Consider the following 20,302-nt stretch of genomic DNA (forward strand, 5'->3'; position numbering starts at 1 on the left):
TATATTATATACTGCTCTAAAATATGCATATACTTTTATAAATTTAATTTATACTTTTAGATTTTGTTAGAAATTTGTTGACATTTATCATAATTTGACGTAAAATTTTAAATAGTTATAGACCATATAACCTCTCATAAATTCTCAATACCCTTTATACCATAGTGAAAGATGGACTTTACCATCTTTCTTTTTTTATGCAAAAATTAAATACATATATAATCATTTTCTTTTATGTGCATAAAGCCAAACCCTTCATATTAAATATATAAAAAAAAATAGTGGTTAAGAACTAAATTCTTAACCACTTATGTTTTATTTTCCGAAAACTATTTGAACTGTCTTTGTCAAAACATCTGAATAACTATATGTCACTGTCCTCTGGGTGTCATTATCCAACCTTATCATAAATATTGCTGGATAAGTCTTTTCTAATACTCCACTATTGACTAATATTTTTCTTCTTCCACCATTTGCCTTTAAAGTAACCCTTTCGCCTACATGGCTTTCTATATCTTGTTTTATGGAAGAAAGAGTTTTACGTTTTTCCATTTTAAACACCCTCTTTCCACTTTATATTATACGTGATTACAGCTCATTTGTCAATCAAACTTAATATTTTATCACGATATAAGTACTAATGTCAATGTTAATTTTCTGTTAACAGCATACTTTTTATAATTTATATATACTATTATTCTCAAACACGAAAAAAAATATGCTACAAATTTAAAACATATATATTTTGTAGCATATTTGACTATTTAATAGTTTTATATATATGGAGATTTAGGGTAACCTTCTCTATATTTGCCTCTAGTTTGAAGACCACCTATTCCTTTTACTCCAGTTATAGTATTTTCTAATATCTCATTTATAGGTACTATTTTCTCTATATTTGTATATGCGACTTTCTCACATATAAATACAGGGTCTAAACAGTGAATTAATACTCTACTTGGTGAGCTGGCAAAATTTGCTCCTGCATCTAAAATACTCTCGTAACAAGACTGACATGCCCCTGCAAATATAACTAATTCATCATAACTTGAATTATAATTTCTAAGTTCTATTACAGACTGGACAAAATACTTCGAGTTTCTATAATTATTAATATCCATATAATCTGTTGCTTCTTTTATCATACCATCATGACCTGTTAAAACCACAATATCCGGTTTAACTGTCTTAACAAGTTCTATAACCTTTGTTGGCTGATCTTTCTCTTTAACGGGAAACCCCTCTGCAATTAAACCAAGTTGTTTATATACCTTAAGACAGTTTTCTAAATAAGAATTATCTCCATCAATATGAAGAATCTTTCCCGGTCTTCCAAATATCAGCTCTTTAGACTGTACAATTTTTTCAGTTTTTTGTATTTTCTTAAGACTTGTCCCATCATGGGTATCGCTTCGATGTCCTATAATCCTACTTATTGCATCTTTTACAGCCCTATTAAAGACAATATCTTTTTCCCCATTATAATCATCTCTTACTATTTCCAAGTCATTTTCAGGTGCATCTGCAATGATTCTTAAATTCATTCCTTTAAGTATATATAGTGTATTACCATCTTTGTCTTCTTTCAATTCAATTATTTTAAAAGCAATATCTTTTTTGTAAGATTTTCTAACTACAATATCACCTATCTTCATCAGACTTCCCCTTAACATTATTTATACTATGTTATAATATGCTTTATAAATTAATATGTCACCATTGTGTTTTTAATTTTCGTCAACTAATCCTAAGCTTTAGATGTGTTTTACAATTAATCTATTTGAAACTTAGAAGAGGCCTAGTTTTAATTCACTAGACCTCTTTAATAGTAACATTATTTAATTTTTATTTCTGATACATCTTTGAGAGCTTTTTCTTCTCCAAAGTTCGTTTTTAATTCTTCAACTTTATCCATATTAGTTATAATCACAGGAGTCACTAAACTTTTTCCAGCAGATAATATTTTATCTCTATCTATAGTTATTAGTAAATCTCCTTTTTTAACTTTGTCTCCCACATTTACATGTGATGTAAATCCTTCTCCTTGTAGTTCAACTGTATCTATTCCTATATGAACTAATATCTCTAATCCACTTTCTGCATTTATAGCTACTGCATGCTTAGTTGGAAATAGTACAACTACTTCTCCTGATGTTGGAGCAAATATCTTGTTTCCTGTAGTATCAACTGCAAATCCATCGCCTAATAATTTTTGTGAAAAAACTTCATCTGGAACTTCACTAAGTTCTACTACCTTACCATCTATTGGATTTATCAATGTATCAGAAGATATTCTTACTTCTGATGCCTCTTTTTCTTTTATTTCTTCTTTAAAATCTCTTGAAATATCAACATCATTTAGTTTTAATGATTCTTTTAATAAATTTTCATCTGACATAAGCTTTCTTATATCATCTTTAATTCTTTCTGCTTCTGTTCCAAATATAACTTGAACACTGTTTCCAGCTTCCATTATACCTGCTGCTCCAAGTGCTTTTAATGTTCTTTTATCTACAACTTCAGTATTATCTAAAGTTAATCTTAATCTAGTTATACAAGCATCTAAAACCTGAATATTTTCTTTTCCTCCAATAGATTGAAGTACTCTTGCTGCTTTTTCTAGACCCTTTAAATCCTTAATTCCAACTTCAGCTAATTCATCATCCTCAGCATCTTCTCTACCTGGAGTCTTAAGATTAAACGCCTTAATAGAAAAATAAAATACTGCAAAGTATAAAGCAAAGAAAATTATTCCTACAATCCATATTGACCAAGGATTTCCTGCAAATTTAAATCCTAATACATAATCTATAAACGATGCAGAAAACGTATATCCAAGTCTTATGTTTAAAAGGCTTGTTATTATTCCTGATGCAAAAGCTGCAACAACATGGAATACAAATAATAATGGTGCAACGAATATAAATGAAAATTCTATGGGCTCAGTTATTCCTGTTAAGAAAGCAACAAATGCTGCAGATACAAGCATACCTGAAACCGCTTTTCTATTCTCTTTCTTAGCTGCAAATATCATTGCAAGTGCTGCTCCTGGAAGTCCAAACATTATTACTGGATACTCTGATGCCATAAATACTCCTGCTGCAGGATCTCCATGAAAATATCTAGCCGAATCTCCAAAATAAGTTACTCCATTGGAAACAAACTCTCCAAATTGATATAAGAATGCTGGATAATACATATGATGTAATCCAATTGGTATTAATAATCTCTTTCCAGCTGCATAAAATGCTGGTCCAAATATTGATGTACTCGCCCAATGAGCAAATACATCAATCCCACCTTGAAGTATTGGCCAAACATTTACACCTATAAATGCTATTATTAGAGCTACAACAGATGTAACTATCGGTACAAATCTTTTTCCTCCAAAGAATCCTAGAACTTGTGGTAATTTTATGTTGTGATACTTGTTATAAAGTATGGCCGCTGTAAGACCTATAATTATTCCCCCAAAAACCCCCATATTTATAGTGTTTCGTGAAACTATATCGCTATAATCGGCTGTTAATTTAAATGCATCAAGTGTAATGCCTTGAGCAACAGCTTCAGTTGTAGCCGCAGCTGTTGCTGCATTTGCACTTGCTAATTTTATAATTCCTTCTAATATGTATTCACCAACAACTGCTGCAAGTGCTGCTACGCCCTCTCCACCTGAGAACCCAATTGCAACACCAACTGCAAATATCATTGATAAGTTTTGGAAAATAGCGTCTCCTGCTGTAACCATAAATGGTATATTTAATAAATCTGGTTGACCAAGTCTTAATAAAAGACCTGCTGCTGGAAGCACAGATACAGGTAACATTAATGATTTACCTATCTTCTGAAGAACCGCAAATAACTTTTTCATTTTTCTCCTCCTTCGTAATTAGAAATTCTTTATAATTAAAAAAGACACGATTAAAAAAAGGAATCCCCTAACTCCCTTTCTCAATGTGTCTTATATTACAAGTTTAAAATTTTACCCCGAATAAAAAATTACTTTTTTATTCTACTACTATCATTTGTTAAAGTCAATATAAAAAGAGTAAGGATGTATTTTAAGTTTTCATTTTATTCTAATAGTGTTTGCTAATTTTTTGTTTAAATTCATAAAAATAAGCTATGGATTAATCCATAGCTTATTTTTATATTATTTAGTTATAATTATTCCTCTTCTTTATACTCTTCTTTAAATTTTTCTATAAAATTCAAATATTCATCCTTTTCTTCAATTATTTCATTTATCTTTTTAATAAATGTGTTAACTCCCCAGGTAACTTCATTGTAATAGTATCTATTAGCAAGTCTCCAAAACCTCTGAGGAAATATAAGAAATGATAGTAAAATCCTATATTCTCTTTTTTCTAATGGCCAAATTGAATTGTATCCCTCTATAATTCCTTTAGCAAACTCTATATCCCAATTATTTCTTTTTAATACTTTAATCATAAAATTAGATATATCATATACTCTAATTTCTCTTTTACAATAATCGAAGTCAATAATATTGTACTCATCATTTTTATCTATGATTATATTATGATAAGTATAATCATGATGGCAAAATATTTTTAATTCCTCTGACTCCCTACATATGTTATCATACTCTGATGTATTCAATGTATTTTTAGCCCTTTTACACAAATCCTTATAAAAATTTAATGCTTTCATATAAATCATATCAAATTCAGTCTTATCTCTTTTTTTTCTAGCCATATCATTCATTTTTTCTAATGCCTTTGATCTTTTATCTATTAGATGAGGCCATCTATCCAAATCACTTTTTAATTTACTATTTTCAGGTGGTTCATACCCTCTAGATGCAAGATGCATCTCAGCTAAATTTTTAGCTGCCTTGGTAACTTCTTCTTTGTTGTTAAAATCACATTCTCTTCCATCAATCCATTCAGATAATGTGTATAAGTCCTCATTAACTAATGCAAAAGGCTCTCCATTTATGTTTAAAAAATATTTATCTACTCTATCATAGCCACTTTTATTTAAGTGTTCTTTAGCCCCATAAACAAAAAGTAATTTTTGAGGACCATAAGATATTTTTTTCAAGCACCTTTCACCCTTATTAGTCTTTAAGTAATATACACCTTTATTTGGTTTTATTGTTTCAATTTTTATATCAAATTGTCTTTCTATTTCAAATTCTCTCATCATATTAGTCACCCCCCATTTAATTTATATGTTTATGTGTTATTAATTATTAACATTTTTTGCATTTATGCAATATAATAAAATATAGCAAAGTATGAAAGGATTTGTACTTATGAAAATAGGCATTGATGGCAGAGCTGCTATTTGGTATAGAGGAACAGGTATAGGTACCTACACCTATGAGTTAATTGAAGCCTTCAATAATATAGATGATATAAATAATTATATGATTTATATCGCTAAAGATTACAATTTAGATATAAATTTAAATAATAATTTTTCTGAAATAGAAATCTCATCAAAATTAAAAAACAATTTTTGGAATAGTATTAATTCCTCTACACCCACTAATTCTTCTATAGATTTATACCACAATCCTCAAAATGGGATTGGTGCTACCTTCCCTAAAACTTGTCCTTTGGTTATAACATTACACGATATTATTCCAATAAAACTTCCAGAAACCGTTGGTAGTATTTATCTTGATTTATTTAATAAACAAATGTCTTCTATAATAAGTAATTGTGATGGAATTATTACAGTTTCAAATTTTTCAAAAGATGATATTTCTTCATGTTTTAACTTTCCAAAAGAAAAAATCTTTGTAACCCCATTAGCAAGTGAAAAAATTTACAAACCATTAAACAAAAACTACTGTAAAGATTTTATAAAAAAAGTTTATGGAATATCTGATGATTTTATCCTTTATGTTGGTGGATTTAGTCCTAGAAAAAATATAATAGGTCTTATAGATGCCTATAGTAAAGCTATACCCAATATTCCCAAAAACACAAAATTAGTTATACTAGGTAAACATGGCATCTCCTATGAACTTTATAAAAAAAGGGTTTCAGATTTAAATCTTGAAAATAATGTATTATTCCCTGGATTTATTCCACCTTCATATATGCCCTTATTCTATAATGCAGCTGAATTATTTGTTTATCCATCTTTTTATGAAGGCTTTGGCTTGCCTCCATTAGAAGCAATGGCCTGTGGAACTCCTGTAATATGCTCAAACGTAACTTCTATTCCTGAAGTAGTTGGCGATGCTGCTATACTAATAAACCCAAATGATATGGATAATCTAAAAAATTCTATAGTCGAAGTATTAACAAATCCTGAATTAAAACACTTATTGATAAAAAAAGGTATTTTTAGAAATAGTATGTTTACTTGGAATAATACAGCACACTCTACACTCCTAGCATATAATAATATTATGAATAATCTCTAAATTTATTTTTCACATACCATTAAATTTTTGGTATGTGATTTTATTTTCATTTACACCGAACATACATTCGTTTATAATAATATTGTTTGATTAAGACAAATTATATATTTAAGGGGTTGAATCTTATTTTGGATAGTTTTGATAAACTTCGTATATTATCTACTGCTGCTAAATATGATGTTTCATGTTCATCTAGTGGAAGTAAAAGAAAAAACAACAATGGAATAGGTAATGCATCAGATTCCGGTATATGTCATAGCTTCACTCCTGATGGCAGATGTATTTCTCTTTTAAAAATTCTTTTAACAAATTATTGCATTTATGATTGTGCTTATTGTATAAATAGAGTTTCTAATGATGTTCCAAGAGCTGCATTTACTCCTGAAGAAATTGCAGATTTAACTATAAACTTTTATAAACGTAACTACATAGAAGGATTATTTCTAAGTTCAGCTATATTTAAAGATCCTAACTATACCATGGAATTATTAGTAAAAACTTTGAAACTACTTAGACAAACTTATAAATTTAACGGCTATATTCATGTCAAAGCAATTCCTGGTGCAGATGATTCTCTTATAAATGAAGCTGGTCTGTATGCTGATAGAATGAGCGTAAATATAGAGTTACCCTCATCTAACAGCCTAAAGTTATTAGCACCACAAAAGAAAAAAGAAAATATAATAAAACCTATGCGTTTTATCAATAATAAAATACATGAACATAAGGATTTAAATAAAAGTTTAAAAACCTCACCTTTATTTATACCCGGTGGTCAAAGTACACAATTAATAGTAGGCGCCACTCCTGAAAGTGATTTGAAAATTATGAAGCTATCAGAAACTTTATATAATACTCTTAATCTTAAACGAGTTTATTATTCTGGGTATGTCCCTGTTAATAGTTCTCCTAATCTTCCCAATATACAATCACCCCCTATTATGAGGGAACATAGATTATACCAGGGAGATTGGCTTATACGATTATATGGTTTTAAGTCTCATGAATTGCTTAATGACAACAACCCCAATTTTAATATAAAATTAGATCCTAAAACTGATTGGGCAATAAATAATATTAATTTATTTCCAATAGAAATCAACAGTGCTTCCTATGATACTTTAATAAGAATCCCTGGAATAGGATTTAAAAGTGCTAAAAGAATTGTTTTAACAAGAAAAGTTCAACTATTATCCTTCGATAATTTAAAAAAACTTGGTGTAGTAATTAAACGAGCTCAATATTTTATAACATGCAAAGGAAAATATTATGGTAATACTTTGTTTGATCCAAATTCAATAAAGAATAAACTAGAAAACAAAAAACTTGAACCTAGTATAAATGAATTCCAACTTTCATTTTTTGATGAAAATACTCTTAAAAAAAATTTTATAAACAATGATTTAAATTCAAGATTACATGGAGATTTATAATTATGAATGTTTATATATATGATGGAAGTTTCTATGGCCTTCTATGCTCAATTTATAATAGTTATTTATTAGATACAAAACCTGATAGAATTTCGAGGGAGAATATTGTAATTTCAAATTTTATTGATAATTATATATCTATTGAAACAGATGATATTATAGCCCAAAAGGTTCAATATACAATTATGAGTAAACTAGATAATGAATTTCTTAAAAATATATACTTAGCATATTTAAATGATTTAAATTATAATACAGATACTTGCATATACAAATATTTGGTTTTAGCCTTTAAAATCGGTGCTGATATTAAATTTCATCTTCACAATGAAATTGTAATTGAATTCAATAAGATTGTGAAAAAAGTCACCTTAGAAAATCATAGGTTTAAAGGGTTTGTACGTTTTAGAACTTTAAATGATAATATTTTATATTCTAAAATTGAACCTGATAATAATATTATTCCTATTTTAATGCCCCACTTCGTCAAAAGGCTATCAAATGAAAAATTTATAATACATGACACAAAAAGAAATATTGCAGGAATATATACTAATAAATCGTGGATAGTAGCTGACTTTGATTTTAATTTTAACAACTATTCATACATTGATATAACAGAAAAACTTTGGAATGTTTACTTTAATTATACAAATATAAAAGAACGGAAAAATTATAAATTGCAAAAGCTTCATATGCCCTATAGATATTGGAAGAATATAACTGAACTTGATAATTTCTAATATTATATATACATGATAAGACTCTTATTAATTTTTCTGATTTTTTGCTAAATTCTAGTATATTATGTTATAATATTTAAGCTTATTTCAAACCCAATTTTTTAAGGAATCTTCAAAAAATAATAGTCCAGTATTCTTGTCTGTTTGCCATAATACTTCATGATCAAAAGTCACCCATAGCACCACTATGAATGACTTTTAACTCTTTGTCTTATCCCAAATATACCTGAAATCTATGGCCTATTATTTTTTCAGATACTCAATACAAAAATAAAGAAGGTAGGACTTATGAAAAAATTTTTTAAATTAAATGAACATAATGTGACTGTAAAAAGCGAACTTTTAGCCGCTTTTACATCTTTCTTTGCCGCAGTTTATATAATAGTAGTAAATGCTAATATATTAAGTGCTAGTGGTGCAAAGATGGAACCCTTGATTCTTGCAACTGTTTTTGCTTCTCTTATTGGATGCATCTTAGTTGCACTTATTAGTAATGCCCCACTTGCTATAATGCCTGGTATGGGAATAAATGCTTTATTTACATACACCATAGTAAAAACTATGGGTTTATCCTTTAATGAGGCTTTAGCTGCTGTATTTGTAGCTGGAATCTTATTTTGTATAGTAGCTTTTACTCCTTTAGCAGATATTATAACAAAATCTATATCTCATAATCTAAAGGAATCAATCTCAGTAGGTATTGGACTTTTTATAACATTTATAGGGCTTAAAAACTGTGGTTTTTTACTTCCTGATAGCTCTACTATTATTAAACTAGCTAATTTAGGTGATCCAACTATTATAGCTTTTATTCTTGCAATGATATTAACAATAGTTTTATTCATTATGAATGTACCGGGAGCCTTTTTAATAAGTATAATTGGAGGAACAATTATTTCTGTATTTTTAGGAATAGTTGATTTATCTACATTATCTTTTTCATTGCCAAATTTTAATGAATATAATGAAATATTTTTTGCTATGGATTTTGGTAATATTAATAGTATTTCATTTTGGGTAGCAACATTTTCATTAACATTAGTTCTTATATTCGAGAATATTGGGCTTTTACATGGTCAAGTAAATGGATTACTTAATGCGCCTCATAAAACTAAAAAAGCATTACATGCTGTAGCTATATCTAGTGCACTATGTGGAATATTGGGCACAAGCCCATCTGTTTCTACAGTTGAATGTGCCGCTGGAATAGCTCAAGGTGGAAAAACAGGATTAACTGCTTTATTTACTGGGTTTCTGTTCTTGTTATCTTTATTTTTTATTCCAGTAATAAAAATAATACCACCAGCTGCCATCTCTCCTGTTCTAGTTATAATAGGATGCTTAATGATGTCTAATGTTACTAATATTGATTTTAAAGATTTTACTGAAGCTCTCCCATCTTTTCTAATAATAGTTTTGATTCCTTTAACATTCAGTATAGTTGATGGGATTGCTTTTGGTTTTATATCATATCCTATAGCCAAATTTGCAGCAAAAAAACATAAGGAAGTTTCTTTAGCAACATATTGTATATCTGTAATTTTCCTTATATACTTTGTTTTACATGTAATTAACACTTAAGAACAAAAGGCTGCGCCCTTTTTTAATAGTTATCAAAGTTATCCACAGATTCGAAATTTTATAATATCCTATAGTAAAAAAAGTGGCTATGCCATTTTTTACTGAATAGTGACAAGTGACAAGTTGGGGTTGAAAATCATAGATTTTCTCCTTGAATTGTACTTGTCACTAATTAAAGCTTTCAACTTTAAAAAAACTTATATATGTTTAATGTTTTTTAGTTACACATAAAGTTAACTTAATTATTGTAAATTTACATAGTATAGAAAGTCATCTTAATCCAAAAATATATATGGTGTATTTAATGCTTTTTTTACTAACGCTTATCATTCTATTTTCATTAGAGAATTTTATTATTATGGGAATGTATAATTTAAAACAGAAATTTATAAAAGAGTGTGGGTATAAGCAACACAGCCAGCTAGTCTGTGTTGCTTATACCCACACTCTTTTTACATAATTCTAAATTTCAACGTACTCATCATAAAACCATTTTATAAAAGTATTTTTTTCGTCCCTCGATTCTAAAACCTTATTAAATTTATTTATAAATACACTCTCATCAAACATCTGGTTCTTGTTATAGTAATTACACACTAGCTCTATTAAATTTTTAGGATAATTTAAATAAGAATACATGATCTTAAACTCTATATCTGATATAGGTCTAACTTCATTGTATGATTCTATTATTTCTTTTCCCCTTTCAATATCATAATTTAAATATCTTAATATTTCAAAAAGAAATTTTGCTAAGTTTATAGCACCTATACCTAAATAACTATCTTCAATGTCTACAAAATAACATTTATCATCCTTTATTAGTATATTACTGACTTCTATATTTCCCAGGCAAAGACACTTCAATCTTTCTTCCCTACATATATCATTATAATTAAATTCCATGACCTCGTTTGTAGTTATATTGATTTGTTTTAATATCCACTCTATATTTTCAATAAATAACTCATCAAACTTACTTTTATAAATATATCCATCTACTATTTTTTTATAAAATAAAATATTATCAAATGCCATATTGAACTCTTCTTTAATATTTTCCACCTTAATTTCTCTTAATAAACTCATCTCCCTTTCTGTACAATTTTTATGAATAGAAGCTAATTTTTTAGCTATATTTTTTAAATCATTCATATTATTTAAATTGCATATTGTGTTACTTGGCATATTTAAAAAATAATATAATTCCTCTAAATCATTAGCTACGAATATATTGTAATCCTCTGAAAATTCATTAGAGTTTTCTATAAGGTTTTTTAATATCCTTATATTATCCTCGCTATATATTTTTTTCATGTAAAATACTCCATTTTCACATTCTAAAATATACCCTTTTTTAATTGGAAATATATCTTTAGGCTTTAATCCAACATGTTCAAGAAAATCAGTTGATAAATTATATTCACATAAAAATTTTCTATTGCCATATTTAGAATCCATACCATCCTCCTAATTTAAAATGCTTAACCCATCCTTTTCTATGCCTCTCAATATTTTATTTTTATACTCATCTTCATTCCAATTTTTCTTTTTCTCTCTATATCTATTAAAATTTTTCATAAAGTTATATGGAAAATCTATATATCCTTCAATATATTTGTAGCTTATATCATCTAGATTTTCTAAATAACAGATATAACTTATTATCTCTTTTAAATTTATATACTCTAATTTTTTTTTCCAGCATAATATTAGTTTTATATAGTCCTCCTCAATTAAATTATAATTACATTGATTTACTGATCCAATATATATAATATTATCCACAAGCTTTATATTTTCATCGCATGAATTTCCTACACAAACTTCCATATTATTTACTGAGCGATTTATTAATGTTCTATATTCATCTCTTGAAATATTATTTATATCTTTTTCGCATCTACTTATCATCTTCTTAGATAACTGCAAAATAATTTTTTCACCTTCTGTACTATTAGCTTTCTTTTCTTCTCTCTGAATAAAACGTTTTAATTTTATTGTATCTACTAAACAATCTTCTACTCTTTTACCTAAAAAGCTTGGTATAACTTCATGTAATGTGAATTTATATCCTTTAGATAACTTATGGAATTCATTTAAAGCCTTTATTGTATCTAAATCTAATTGTTTATCAGAGATGTCCTCTAGTTTTTCAATTACAACTCCCCTATTTGAGAGAAATTCGTTTATATCTTTATAATCTAATTCTTTCATTAAAATTTCCCTCCTTCATAACCCACTTTAAGTTTTTTGCAAATTCATTCTTTTCTTCTGTATCATCCAAAATTTTACACAACTTCTTTTCAAAAAATTCTTCTCCCCAATCTTTTTGCTCCCAATAATATTGAATACCTATTTGCCAAAAATCTTGTGGAAATTGTATAAAGGCAGCTATTATTGCTAATTCATCATAATATATAGGGTATATTTCGCTATAAGCATTTATTATATCTATTGATTTTTCAATACTCCACTTACCATTCTTTAAAGTTCTTATAATTAGACTAGCTAAATCATGTAAATGAGTGTCTAAAATACAATAATCAAAATCTATTATTCTTAAAGAATTATCCCTAAGCATTAACAAATTATGATGAGCAGTATCATGATGACAAAACCCCCTATATACCATCTCATCTCTCATTCTGTTTATATAATTACTTTGTACTATACTCTTTAAACTCTCATTACAAAGCTCTATGTTTCTTTTTGTATACTCATAATAAAGTTTATCAAATTTACTGGTATTATCTTTTTTCTTTCTAATCCTTTTTCTAAAATCATATATTTCATCTTTTCTTGTATCAAAGGTTGAATGCCATGCAAGCCATGCTATCCTTGGTTTCATATCTTCATTTACTACAAAACCCCTACTACTTAAATGAAGTTTTGCCAAAAATCTAGCTACATTTTCTACTTCTATTGGATTATCATAGTTACTTTCTCTACATATAATCCATGGATTCATATATCCAAACTCTCTTTCACCTATTTGAATATAATTAGAATTATTTTTAGTTTTTATAAAATCTAAAGTTCCATCAAATCCGTTTTTTTGTAAATGAATAATAGCATTTATTATAAAATTAAAATGTCTATATTCATATGATATTTTTTTCAATGAATAATATTTCCCATTATAATCTTCTACTTTGAAGATATTTTTTATTTTCCATAGTTCCTTAACATTTATATTGTAATTTTCCTCTATAAGACTCTTTATATATTCTAGTTTCAAAAGTCTCCCTCCGAAATAGCATTTATTTCTTATTATATGAATTATTTATATTTATTGTGATAACTTGCACATTTTTACATTAGTATAATATTTATATTAGTATAGTTATAAATTAGGAGTGAAATTTATGAAAATTGCCATTGATGCTCGTCCTATCAATTGGTATAGGGGAACGGGAATAGGCACTTATACTGAGAATTTATTAAATTCTTTATTAAATATAGACCAATTAAATAAATATTACCTTTATTGGTCTTTAGGAAATTATGACTCATTTAAAAAATCCAACTCTGAAATAATAATGACATCAAGACGCCACCATAAATTTTTCCAAGAAGACTACTTTCCTAATCACTTGCGTAAAGAAGATATAGATTTATTTATGGTACCTCAAAATGGAATAGGACTTTTAGGTGAAGGAGCAAAAAAATACGTTGTTACTATACATGACTTAATACCATATACCCTACCCGAAACTGTAGGAAAAGGCTACTTAACAAAATTTATTAAAGAAATGCCTTCCATTATAGAAAAATCTAATGGAATTTTAACTGTTTCTGAACATTCAAAAAAAGATATACTTAAATTTTTTCCTGTTGATGAAAACAAAATTTATGTTACCCCATTAGCTGCTAATTCCAACTATACTCCGTATCCTAAAGACGCATGTAAAAGTTATTTAAAAGAAACCTTCGGTATAGATAAGAACTTTATACTTTATGTTGGTGGATTTAGCACTAGAAAAAATGTACGTGGACTTATTGATGCATTTAAGCAAGCTAAATTAGATAATGATTATATTTTAGTGCTTCCTGGTTCTGTTAAAGATGAAGGTGAAAAACTAAAGGACTATGTTAAATCTATCAATATGGATAAAAAAGTATACTTTTTAGGATACTGTGCTGAAGAGACACTTGCTACTCTTTACAGTTTATGTTCTCTATTTGTTTACCCTTCCTTCTATGAAGGCTTTGGTCTACCAGTACTAGAAGCAATGTGTTGTGGTGCTCCTGTTCTGTGCTCAAATTTGACTTCTATACCTGAAGTTATAGGGGATGGTGGTATGACATTTAATCCTTATTCTACTGATGAAATGATAATGTTACTAGAGAATATTCTAAACAATTCTGATGTAAGTGAGTCTTTATCTAGATATTCTCTTGAACGCAGTAGCAATTTTTCTTGGAATAAAACCGCTAAATTAACTTTAGATGCACTGAATAATATTTACGAATCTTGTTAATAATAAAGCTATAGAGACATACATCAACTCCTTTTAATATTTATAAAAGCCATTGGATAACATATAATCCAATGGCTTTTACATTTTATATTAGGTACATGAAAGAAAATAACAAGTCAAATAGACTAGCATACTGACTTGTTATTCTTTTCAGATGCCTTATTTAGTTAAATTATTTTTCCTCTTTTTCTGATATTAATTTTAGTATGTCTTCCTCATACTTTTTAAGATTAGTGTGTATATTATTCCCACTTATAATTTCTATAATATTTTTATCTATAAAATCATCTATTAAAGTGTAATTCTTAGATATGTTTCTTACATAAGCATATCTTGATATATATTCAAATTTCCTTAATGCCTTGTCATTATCTAAAACTTGTATTCCTTTATCAAAAGTATCATTAAAATATATGGGTTTATATACAGGTATCATATTATTGTTTATTCCCTCAACTAAAACATCTTTATCTATTAATAACACCTTTAAAAAATCCTTAATAACATCCTTATTATTGGATGTTTTAACTATACCAACATTATTAAGTACAGATACCACGGATCTATTTCCTCCTGGCTCAAATGATGGTATTTTATTAACTCCTAAAGAACCATTAAACTCATTATTTTCTATGTAATTTTCCACCCTATAAATCTCAGCATTACTTCCTAAGAAACAAAGAGTATCTCCATCTAAAGCATTTTTTATAGGTAAATCTTCATCATTTACTATATTTATAAGATCTAAATCATATAATTGTTTTATCATTTCAAAAGCCATTAACGATTTATTATTAAACAAATTTAAATCATCATTATCTGCAAAATCTTCAAGCAACTGATTTGTTAATAGATTATAAAATGAATCTTGTCCTTTGAAATTCACAGAAATAAGCTTTATTCCCATTTTTTCTTTTAAGGTTTTCCCCAACTCTATAAACTTATCCCATGTATTTATATCTAATTCCGATATACCCAAGTTATTTAATAAATCTTTTCTATAATACATAGCCATAGCTCGTGAATCTATTGGAAATCCTTTCATTTCCTCTTCTATTTTTAAAGTTTCTAACTTATTTTTATCAAAATCATTAATAAAGTCTCCTACATACGGTTTAACATCTTCTAAATAATCTTTATATCTGTACATATCTGTACTTGGAAAAGTAATTAAATCATAATTTTTATTAGTTGAAACTGCTTCATATATACCTTCTTGTGTTGTTGTTGTAACTGATGTCTTAACCCCTTTATGATAGGCTTTATATATTTCTACTGCCTTATCTATATAGGGTCTATATTCATTACAGGTAAGTATGTTTAATTCACCACCCAGTATTCTTTTTTCTTTTCTATTATCTATGTAACATGATGTAAATGTAAGAGGAATTAACATACATAAAATAATAATTATACTTTTAAAAACTTTCTTCAAATTAATTCACCCATCTTTTCATTAATATACTAATATACTAATTATAATATCAAAAATATTTAATAAGATAAAGCTACATATAATAAAGTTCATTATATCCAGTTTCTATTACTGTTAATAAAAAAATAACAGGTCAAAGATGTCATGTGTATTTCATGCCAGACAAGGATGTGATATTAGTTCATAGCGCAAGCTATGAACTAATATTACTGACGCAGTGTATGGTATGAAATAGACTATCATACTGACTTGTTATTTTTTGGATATTCCTAATATACATTATATATTTTAACCCTTAGACATTTCTAAATTCCCCTTAGAATTAAAATCTTTTTTCCATGCTTCTTCAGCATAAGGTTTAAATTCAGCTGCAAGATTATCTAAAGAAGTCATATATTCTCTATCACTAATCATCATCTTTGCTCCACTATCTGTTGGATTAGCTCCGCTTTTTCCAACTACTTCTCTTATTACATTTGGATTATCTATCATCATACAAGGCATAAGTAAATTATCATTATAAGGTTGCCTAGCTCTCAACTCCTTAAAGAAAGGACTTCTAAATACATCTATAAGACTTTTATTCTTTACATTATCACATGCAAAATGAGCAAATATACAAGGTTCTACATCGCCTTTTGAGTTTATATGGCAATAATATTTACCTGCTATACATCCACCAACATACGGAGCATCATTGAAGAAATCTATAGTAAAGTATGGTTTTTCAGTCCTTATATGTCTTGCTCTTCTTCCAAGTTCTATTCTTTGTTCTGGTTTCAGCATTAAATCTATGCTTGGAGAATCTCCAACTGGCATAAATATAAAATACCAACTCATTTTGCTTCCCTTTTTAATAAGCATATCTATAAATTCATCGGAACTTACAGTATCCATATTAAATCTTCCAGTAGCTGATGATACCCCAAATAAAACTCCTCTTTCTCTTAATAAATCCATTCCATTCATAACTTTATTAAATGTGCCTTTTCCTCTTCTTGCATCAGTCTCTTTTTCAAACCCTTCCAATGAGAACATAGGCATTATATTTCCTAAACCAGCTATTCTATCTGCTAGTTTTTCATCAAATAAAGTTCCATTTGTAAACGGAGTAAATAATATATCATCATACTTTTCATATATATCTAACATATATTCATTGAAGAATGGCTCCCCACCTAATACAACTATATAATATATTCCTAGTTCTCTAGCCTCTCCAACTATTCTATCAACTTCTTCAAAGGTTAAGTCATCCTTTTTATCATAATTAGCAGCATAACACCCTGCACATCTTAAATTACATCTCATTGATGGGCTAATTAACAGAACAAATGGAACTTTTGTGTTCTCTTTCTCTAGATATTGTGCTCTTTTAGGCATACCGTACCAAACAGCATTTGCAAGAAAATTAGTGAAAAACTTATTTAAACATTTCTTATTTGTATTTTTCAGTATATCTAAAATAAACTCTCTAGTATACTGATTTTCCATGTAATACTTGTAAATGCTATCCACATTTTTTTCAGTTTCTCCATCTTTAGCTAACTTCTTTACCAATGAAAAAATTTTTTCTATATTTTTTTCTGGACTCTTATCTAACATATCTGTAATCATTGATATAGTCTTTTGTTTAAACCCCTTTTCCATGGATTCAATAATACTCATAACTACACCCCACTTTTTTATACTAACTAGTATAATTTATATAATTTTATATTGATTTTTATACATATTTTACATAAATAAAGTAGCATTTAATACTTTATTAATAAGTTGTATCATCCCCTCAACTTAATTTTTTAAAGCAATTTACCTAATACTTATATTCAAATATATTCAATTATTTTTATTAATATGTTTAAGTTTTTAAATTATCTTACTTTAGGCACATGAAAGAAAAAAAACAGCTATATAAAGCTGTTTTTATGATTAAACATTATTATTAGTTAATTCATGCAGTTCTTCATTTACACTTGGAGAATTCTGCTCCGTTGTAAGTGCAACTACATAATCTCCTATAAATATCTTTGTATTTCCTTTAGGTATTATTTCTTCATTACCTCTTTTAATTGCTACTATAAGACACTTGCTTGGCCATTTTATATCTTTTATCATATTACCATCTAGTGCTGATCCCATTACAACTGGTATTTCCAATAGCACCTTATTATGCTCTTCTGAATCAAATTTCTCACCTTGTTTTGAAAGTATTCTATGTAATAATGATTCATATACTGGCTTTAATTTTAATAGTTCTGTTGTCTCATAAGCAACTATACATACAATTGCTGAAGATAATAAGTGTGAGAACGATCCAGTCATCTCAGTTATTAAAATAATTGATGTTATAGGTGCTTTTACTATTGCTGTTAGATATCCAGCCATAGAAAGTATTATAAAATTTATTATGAATTCATTTGGAACACCCAAAATACTATTTAATAATGTTCCAAAAATCCCACCTAACAATGCACCAACTACTAGTAAAGGTAAGAATATTCCGCCTGGTGCTCCTGATCCATAGCTAATCATAGTAAATATGAATCTAACTATGACTAAAATCACCATTAATTTTAATGTCATGTTCCCATCAGCGAGTATTTCAACTAATCCGTGTCCCCCACCTAAAGCATTGGGATAAGTTAATCCAACTATTATTGAAAACATAAATGCTGGTATCATCTTTTTTAACCCATTAAAAAACTTGAATTTATCATAGATATTTAATGTGCTTAGCAAAGCTGTATTAAACAATACTCCCATAAGACCTATTATTATGCCTAAGATTATTAGGTACCCATAGTATTTAAATGGCAACATTTTTGCAACACTAAAATCAAAAACTGGTCTCATACCAAAAAATTGCTTAGATACAAAATCTGCTGTTATGGATGCCCCTAATGCTGATGTTAACACTATTGGTGAGAAACTTTTATGTACTTCTTCTAAAGAAAATATAACTCCTGATAATGGTGCATTAAAGGCTGCTGAAAGTCCTGCTGATGCACCTGCTGTAATTAAATATTTTTCTTCTAATTTTAATCTTTTACATACCCTACTAAATCCTTGTCCAATAGATGCACCTAACTGTATTGATGGACCCTCTCTTCCTACTGCTAATCCACCTACAATAGATAATATACCGCCTAAAAATTTAGTTATTATTACTTTTATCCAATTAGCAGACATGTGTCCAATAAGAATCCCCTCAACCTGTGGTATACCACTTCCTGAAGCCATTGGCTCCCATCTAATTAAATACGCAACAATAATTGCTAATATTAACATAGCAATTATCCATAAAGGTATAATATATAGATTATTAGTTTGTATGCTATACATCCATTTACCGAAGCTTAAAGCTTTCTCCAAAAGAACTCTATAAGCTACAACAATAAGGCCTGTAAATATTCCAACTAATACTCCTTCTAAAACAATTTTAAATCTAAAGTCATACCAATTATTTAATGTTTTCTCCACATCTCCTGGTTCATTTATCATAAATTTTTTCTCACTCCCTTATGTATTTTTTGAATTAAAAATTGAGAGTTATTAACCATTGATTCAGAAAAAGCGTGGTTTCATTATGCATGAAAAAATTCAACAGATTTATTTTCTAAATTTCGTAGAATAACTAAAACTATAAAACCAAACAATACAATCCTATTACTATTAGCATTAAACCTAATATATTATATTTTGTTATAGTTTCTTTAAAGATAAATCTTCCTATTAACGTAGTCCATATGTATGTAAGTGCATTACATGGAAAGATTATTGTTAACGGAACATACTTTAAAAGTATTATATTTAATAGAGCTCCTAAACAATAAAAAACGCCTCCACGAAATAAATACTTATTTATTTTGGATTTTTTACTTGATGATTTTTTGAAAAATAGACCGCCCAAAGCTCCTAACCAAGTCATAATTATTATCATAACAATTTCTATATTATTTATCATAGCAATTAAAAAAAACTCCTGTAATTATTAAAATCATTGCTAAAATTTTATTTTTAGTTATGACTTCATTTAAAAAGATTTTTCCATAAAACATAGAAATTATATATCCTATACACATAAGTGGATATGCCACTATAATTTTTTCTCTTTGTAGCGATTTAATCATAAAAATAGCACCAAGTCCATAAAATAAAAATCCTATTGGTAAAAACATAATATTATTTACACCTATTTTCCACATTAGTTGACCTGT

At 27.8% G+C, this 20,302-nt stretch carries 17 protein-coding genes; 5 read left to right on the plus strand and 12 right to left on the minus strand.

Annotation, left to right across the window (positions count from 1 at the left end; translation table 11 throughout):
* Positions 1 to 315: 315 nt before the first annotated feature.
* The 4 genes from BM119_RS12390 to BM119_RS12405 all read right to left on the minus strand — a co-directional run bounded on the left by BM119_RS12390 (position 316) and on the right by BM119_RS12405 (position 5,172).
* Entirely contained in the window at positions 316 to 552 is a 237-nt protein-coding gene (locus tag BM119_RS12390; RefSeq protein WP_090041895.1) for a Veg family protein, read from the minus strand.
* 221 nt (positions 553 to 773) lie between these two features.
* The gene (yabG, locus tag BM119_RS12395; protein WP_090041896.1) at positions 774 to 1,655 is read right to left on the minus strand and encodes a sporulation peptidase YabG; all 882 of its coding nucleotides are present in this window, start codon (positions 1,653 to 1,655) and stop codon (positions 774 to 776) included.
* A 179-nt stretch (positions 1,656 to 1,834) separates the two neighbouring features.
* Positions 1,835 to 3,871, minus strand: coding sequence for a glucose PTS transporter subunit IIA (locus BM119_RS12400; RefSeq protein WP_090041898.1), 2,037 nt, complete (start codon positions 3,869 to 3,871; stop codon positions 1,835 to 1,837).
* A gap of 296 nt (positions 3,872 to 4,167) precedes the next feature.
* Positions 4,168 to 5,172 (minus strand): CotS family spore coat protein, encoded by a 1,005-nt coding sequence (locus BM119_RS12405; protein ID WP_090041899.1) that lies wholly within the window; start codon positions 5,170 to 5,172, stop codon positions 4,168 to 4,170.
* 109 nt (positions 5,173 to 5,281) lie between these two features.
* Between BM119_RS12405 and BM119_RS12410 the strand changes: the two genes are divergently transcribed.
* From BM119_RS12410 to BM119_RS12425, 4 genes are all read left to right on the plus strand, one after another.
* Positions 5,282 to 6,406: a glycosyltransferase family 4 protein gene (locus BM119_RS12410; RefSeq protein ID WP_090041901.1), complete on the plus strand. Its 1,125-nt coding sequence runs from the start codon at positions 5,282 to 5,284 to the stop codon at positions 6,404 to 6,406.
* A gap of 128 nt (positions 6,407 to 6,534) precedes the next feature.
* The gene (locus tag BM119_RS12415; RefSeq protein WP_090041903.1) at positions 6,535 to 7,839 is read left to right on the plus strand and encodes a putative DNA modification/repair radical SAM protein; all 1,305 of its coding nucleotides are present in this window, start codon (positions 6,535 to 6,537) and stop codon (positions 7,837 to 7,839) included.
* Between the two features lie 2 nt (positions 7,840 to 7,841).
* Complete coding sequence (locus tag BM119_RS12420) at positions 7,842 to 8,582, plus strand: TIGR03915 family putative DNA repair protein (RefSeq protein ID WP_090041904.1); 741 nt, start codon at positions 7,842 to 7,844, stop codon at positions 8,580 to 8,582.
* Positions 8,583 to 8,870: 288 nt separating this feature from the next.
* Positions 8,871 to 10,163, plus strand: coding sequence for an NCS2 family permease (locus BM119_RS12425; RefSeq protein ID WP_090041905.1), 1,293 nt, complete (start codon positions 8,871 to 8,873; stop codon positions 10,161 to 10,163).
* 462 nt (positions 10,164 to 10,625) lie between these two features.
* On the opposite strand, the gene BM119_RS12430 is transcribed toward BM119_RS12425, so the two are convergent.
* Genes BM119_RS12430 through BM119_RS12440 form a run of 3 tightly spaced genes read right to left on the minus strand, consistent with a single transcriptional unit; the run spans position 10,626 to position 13,404 of the window.
* Positions 10,626 to 11,624, minus strand: a complete 999-nt coding sequence (locus BM119_RS12430) for a protein kinase family protein (RefSeq protein ID WP_090041907.1) — start codon at positions 11,622 to 11,624, stop codon at positions 10,626 to 10,628.
* 9 nt (positions 11,625 to 11,633) lie between these two features.
* Complete coding sequence (locus tag BM119_RS12435) at positions 11,634 to 12,380, minus strand: protein kinase family protein (protein ID WP_090041908.1); 747 nt, start codon at positions 12,378 to 12,380, stop codon at positions 11,634 to 11,636.
* Entirely contained in the window at positions 12,361 to 13,404 is a 1,044-nt protein-coding gene (locus BM119_RS12440) for a CotS family spore coat protein (RefSeq protein ID WP_090041910.1), read from the minus strand. Before BM119_RS12440 ends, BM119_RS12435 begins: the two co-directional genes overlap by 20 nt.
* A 127-nt stretch (positions 13,405 to 13,531) precedes the next feature.
* Here BM119_RS12440 and BM119_RS12445 point away from each other — a divergent pair, with 127 nt between their 5' ends.
* A complete protein-coding gene (locus BM119_RS12445) occupies positions 13,532 to 14,647 on the plus strand; it encodes a glycosyltransferase family 4 protein (RefSeq protein WP_090041911.1) in 1,116 nt (371 codons plus the stop codon).
* Positions 14,648 to 14,819: 172 nt separating this feature from the next.
* Here BM119_RS12445 and BM119_RS12450 read toward each other — a convergent pair whose 3' ends face one another.
* The 5 genes from BM119_RS12450 to BM119_RS12470 all read right to left on the minus strand — a co-directional run.
* On the minus strand, positions 14,820 to 16,082 hold the full coding sequence (locus tag BM119_RS12450; RefSeq protein ID WP_090041913.1) for an ABC transporter substrate-binding protein: 1,263 nt from the start codon (positions 16,080 to 16,082) through the stop codon (positions 14,820 to 14,822).
* Positions 16,083 to 16,370: 288 nt separating this feature from the next.
* A complete protein-coding gene (locus tag BM119_RS12455; RefSeq protein ID WP_090041914.1) occupies positions 16,371 to 17,750 on the minus strand; it encodes a radical SAM/SPASM domain-containing protein in 1,380 nt (459 codons plus the stop codon).
* 264 nt (positions 17,751 to 18,014) lie between these two features.
* The gene (locus BM119_RS12460; RefSeq protein WP_090041916.1) at positions 18,015 to 19,586 is read right to left on the minus strand and encodes a ClC family H(+)/Cl(-) exchange transporter; all 1,572 of its coding nucleotides are present in this window, start codon (positions 19,584 to 19,586) and stop codon (positions 18,015 to 18,017) included.
* A 139-nt stretch (positions 19,587 to 19,725) separates the two neighbouring features.
* Positions 19,726 to 20,049 carry an EamA family transporter gene (locus BM119_RS12465; RefSeq protein ID WP_090041917.1) on the minus strand — a complete coding sequence of 108 codons (324 nt, stop codon included), beginning with the start codon at positions 20,047 to 20,049 and terminating at the stop codon, positions 19,726 to 19,728.
* The coding region (locus BM119_RS12470) for an EamA family transporter (RefSeq protein WP_143087323.1) at positions 20,039 to 20,302 on the minus strand (264 nt) is incomplete at its 5' end. The genes BM119_RS12465 and BM119_RS12470, both read right to left, overlap by 11 nt.

Origin of the sequence: Clostridium frigidicarnis, from assembly GCF_900111985.1 — a bacterium.
GTDB classification, from domain to species: domain Bacteria; phylum Bacillota; class Clostridia; order Clostridiales; family Clostridiaceae; genus Clostridium_Z; species Clostridium_Z frigidicarnis.

What these genes read in the sequence shown, in the direction of transcription:
- BM119_RS12400 (WP_090041898.1), bottom strand. Translation starts at nt 3,871, where the DNA reads ATGAAAAAGTTATTTGCGGTTCTTCAGAAGATAGGTAAATCATTAATG.
- BM119_RS12420 (WP_090041904.1), top strand. Translation starts at nt 7,842, where the DNA reads ATGAATGTTTATATATATGATGGAAGTTTCTATGGCCTTCTATGCTCA.
- BM119_RS12425 (WP_090041905.1), top strand. Translation starts at nt 8,871, where the DNA reads ATGAAAAAATTTTTTAAATTAAATGAACATAATGTGACTGTAAAAAGC.
- yabG (WP_090041896.1), bottom strand. Translation starts at nt 1,655, where the DNA reads ATGAAGATAGGTGATATTGTAGTTAGAAAATCTTACAAAAAAGATATT.
- BM119_RS12405 (WP_090041899.1), bottom strand. Translation starts at nt 5,172, where the DNA reads ATGATGAGAGAATTTGAAATAGAAAGACAATTTGATATAAAAATTGAA.
- BM119_RS12455 (WP_090041914.1), bottom strand. Translation starts at nt 17,750, where the DNA reads ATGAGTATTATTGAATCCATGGAAAAGGGGTTTAAACAAAAGACTATA.
- BM119_RS12390 (WP_090041895.1), bottom strand. Translation starts at nt 552, where the DNA reads ATGGAAAAACGTAAAACTCTTTCTTCCATAAAACAAGATATAGAAAGC.
- BM119_RS12465 (WP_090041917.1), bottom strand. Translation starts at nt 20,049, where the DNA reads ATGATAAATAATATAGAAATTGTTATGATAATAATTATGACTTGGTTA.
- BM119_RS12460 (WP_090041916.1), bottom strand. Translation starts at nt 19,586, where the DNA reads ATGATAAATGAACCAGGAGATGTGGAGAAAACATTAAATAATTGGTAT.
- BM119_RS12445 (WP_090041911.1), top strand. Translation starts at nt 13,532, where the DNA reads ATGAAAATTGCCATTGATGCTCGTCCTATCAATTGGTATAGGGGAACG.
- BM119_RS12410 (WP_090041901.1), top strand. Translation starts at nt 5,282, where the DNA reads ATGAAAATAGGCATTGATGGCAGAGCTGCTATTTGGTATAGAGGAACA.
- BM119_RS12430 (WP_090041907.1), bottom strand. Translation starts at nt 11,624, where the DNA reads ATGGATTCTAAATATGGCAATAGAAAATTTTTATGTGAATATAATTTA.
- BM119_RS12435 (WP_090041908.1), bottom strand. Translation starts at nt 12,380, where the DNA reads ATGAAAGAATTAGATTATAAAGATATAAACGAATTTCTCTCAAATAGG.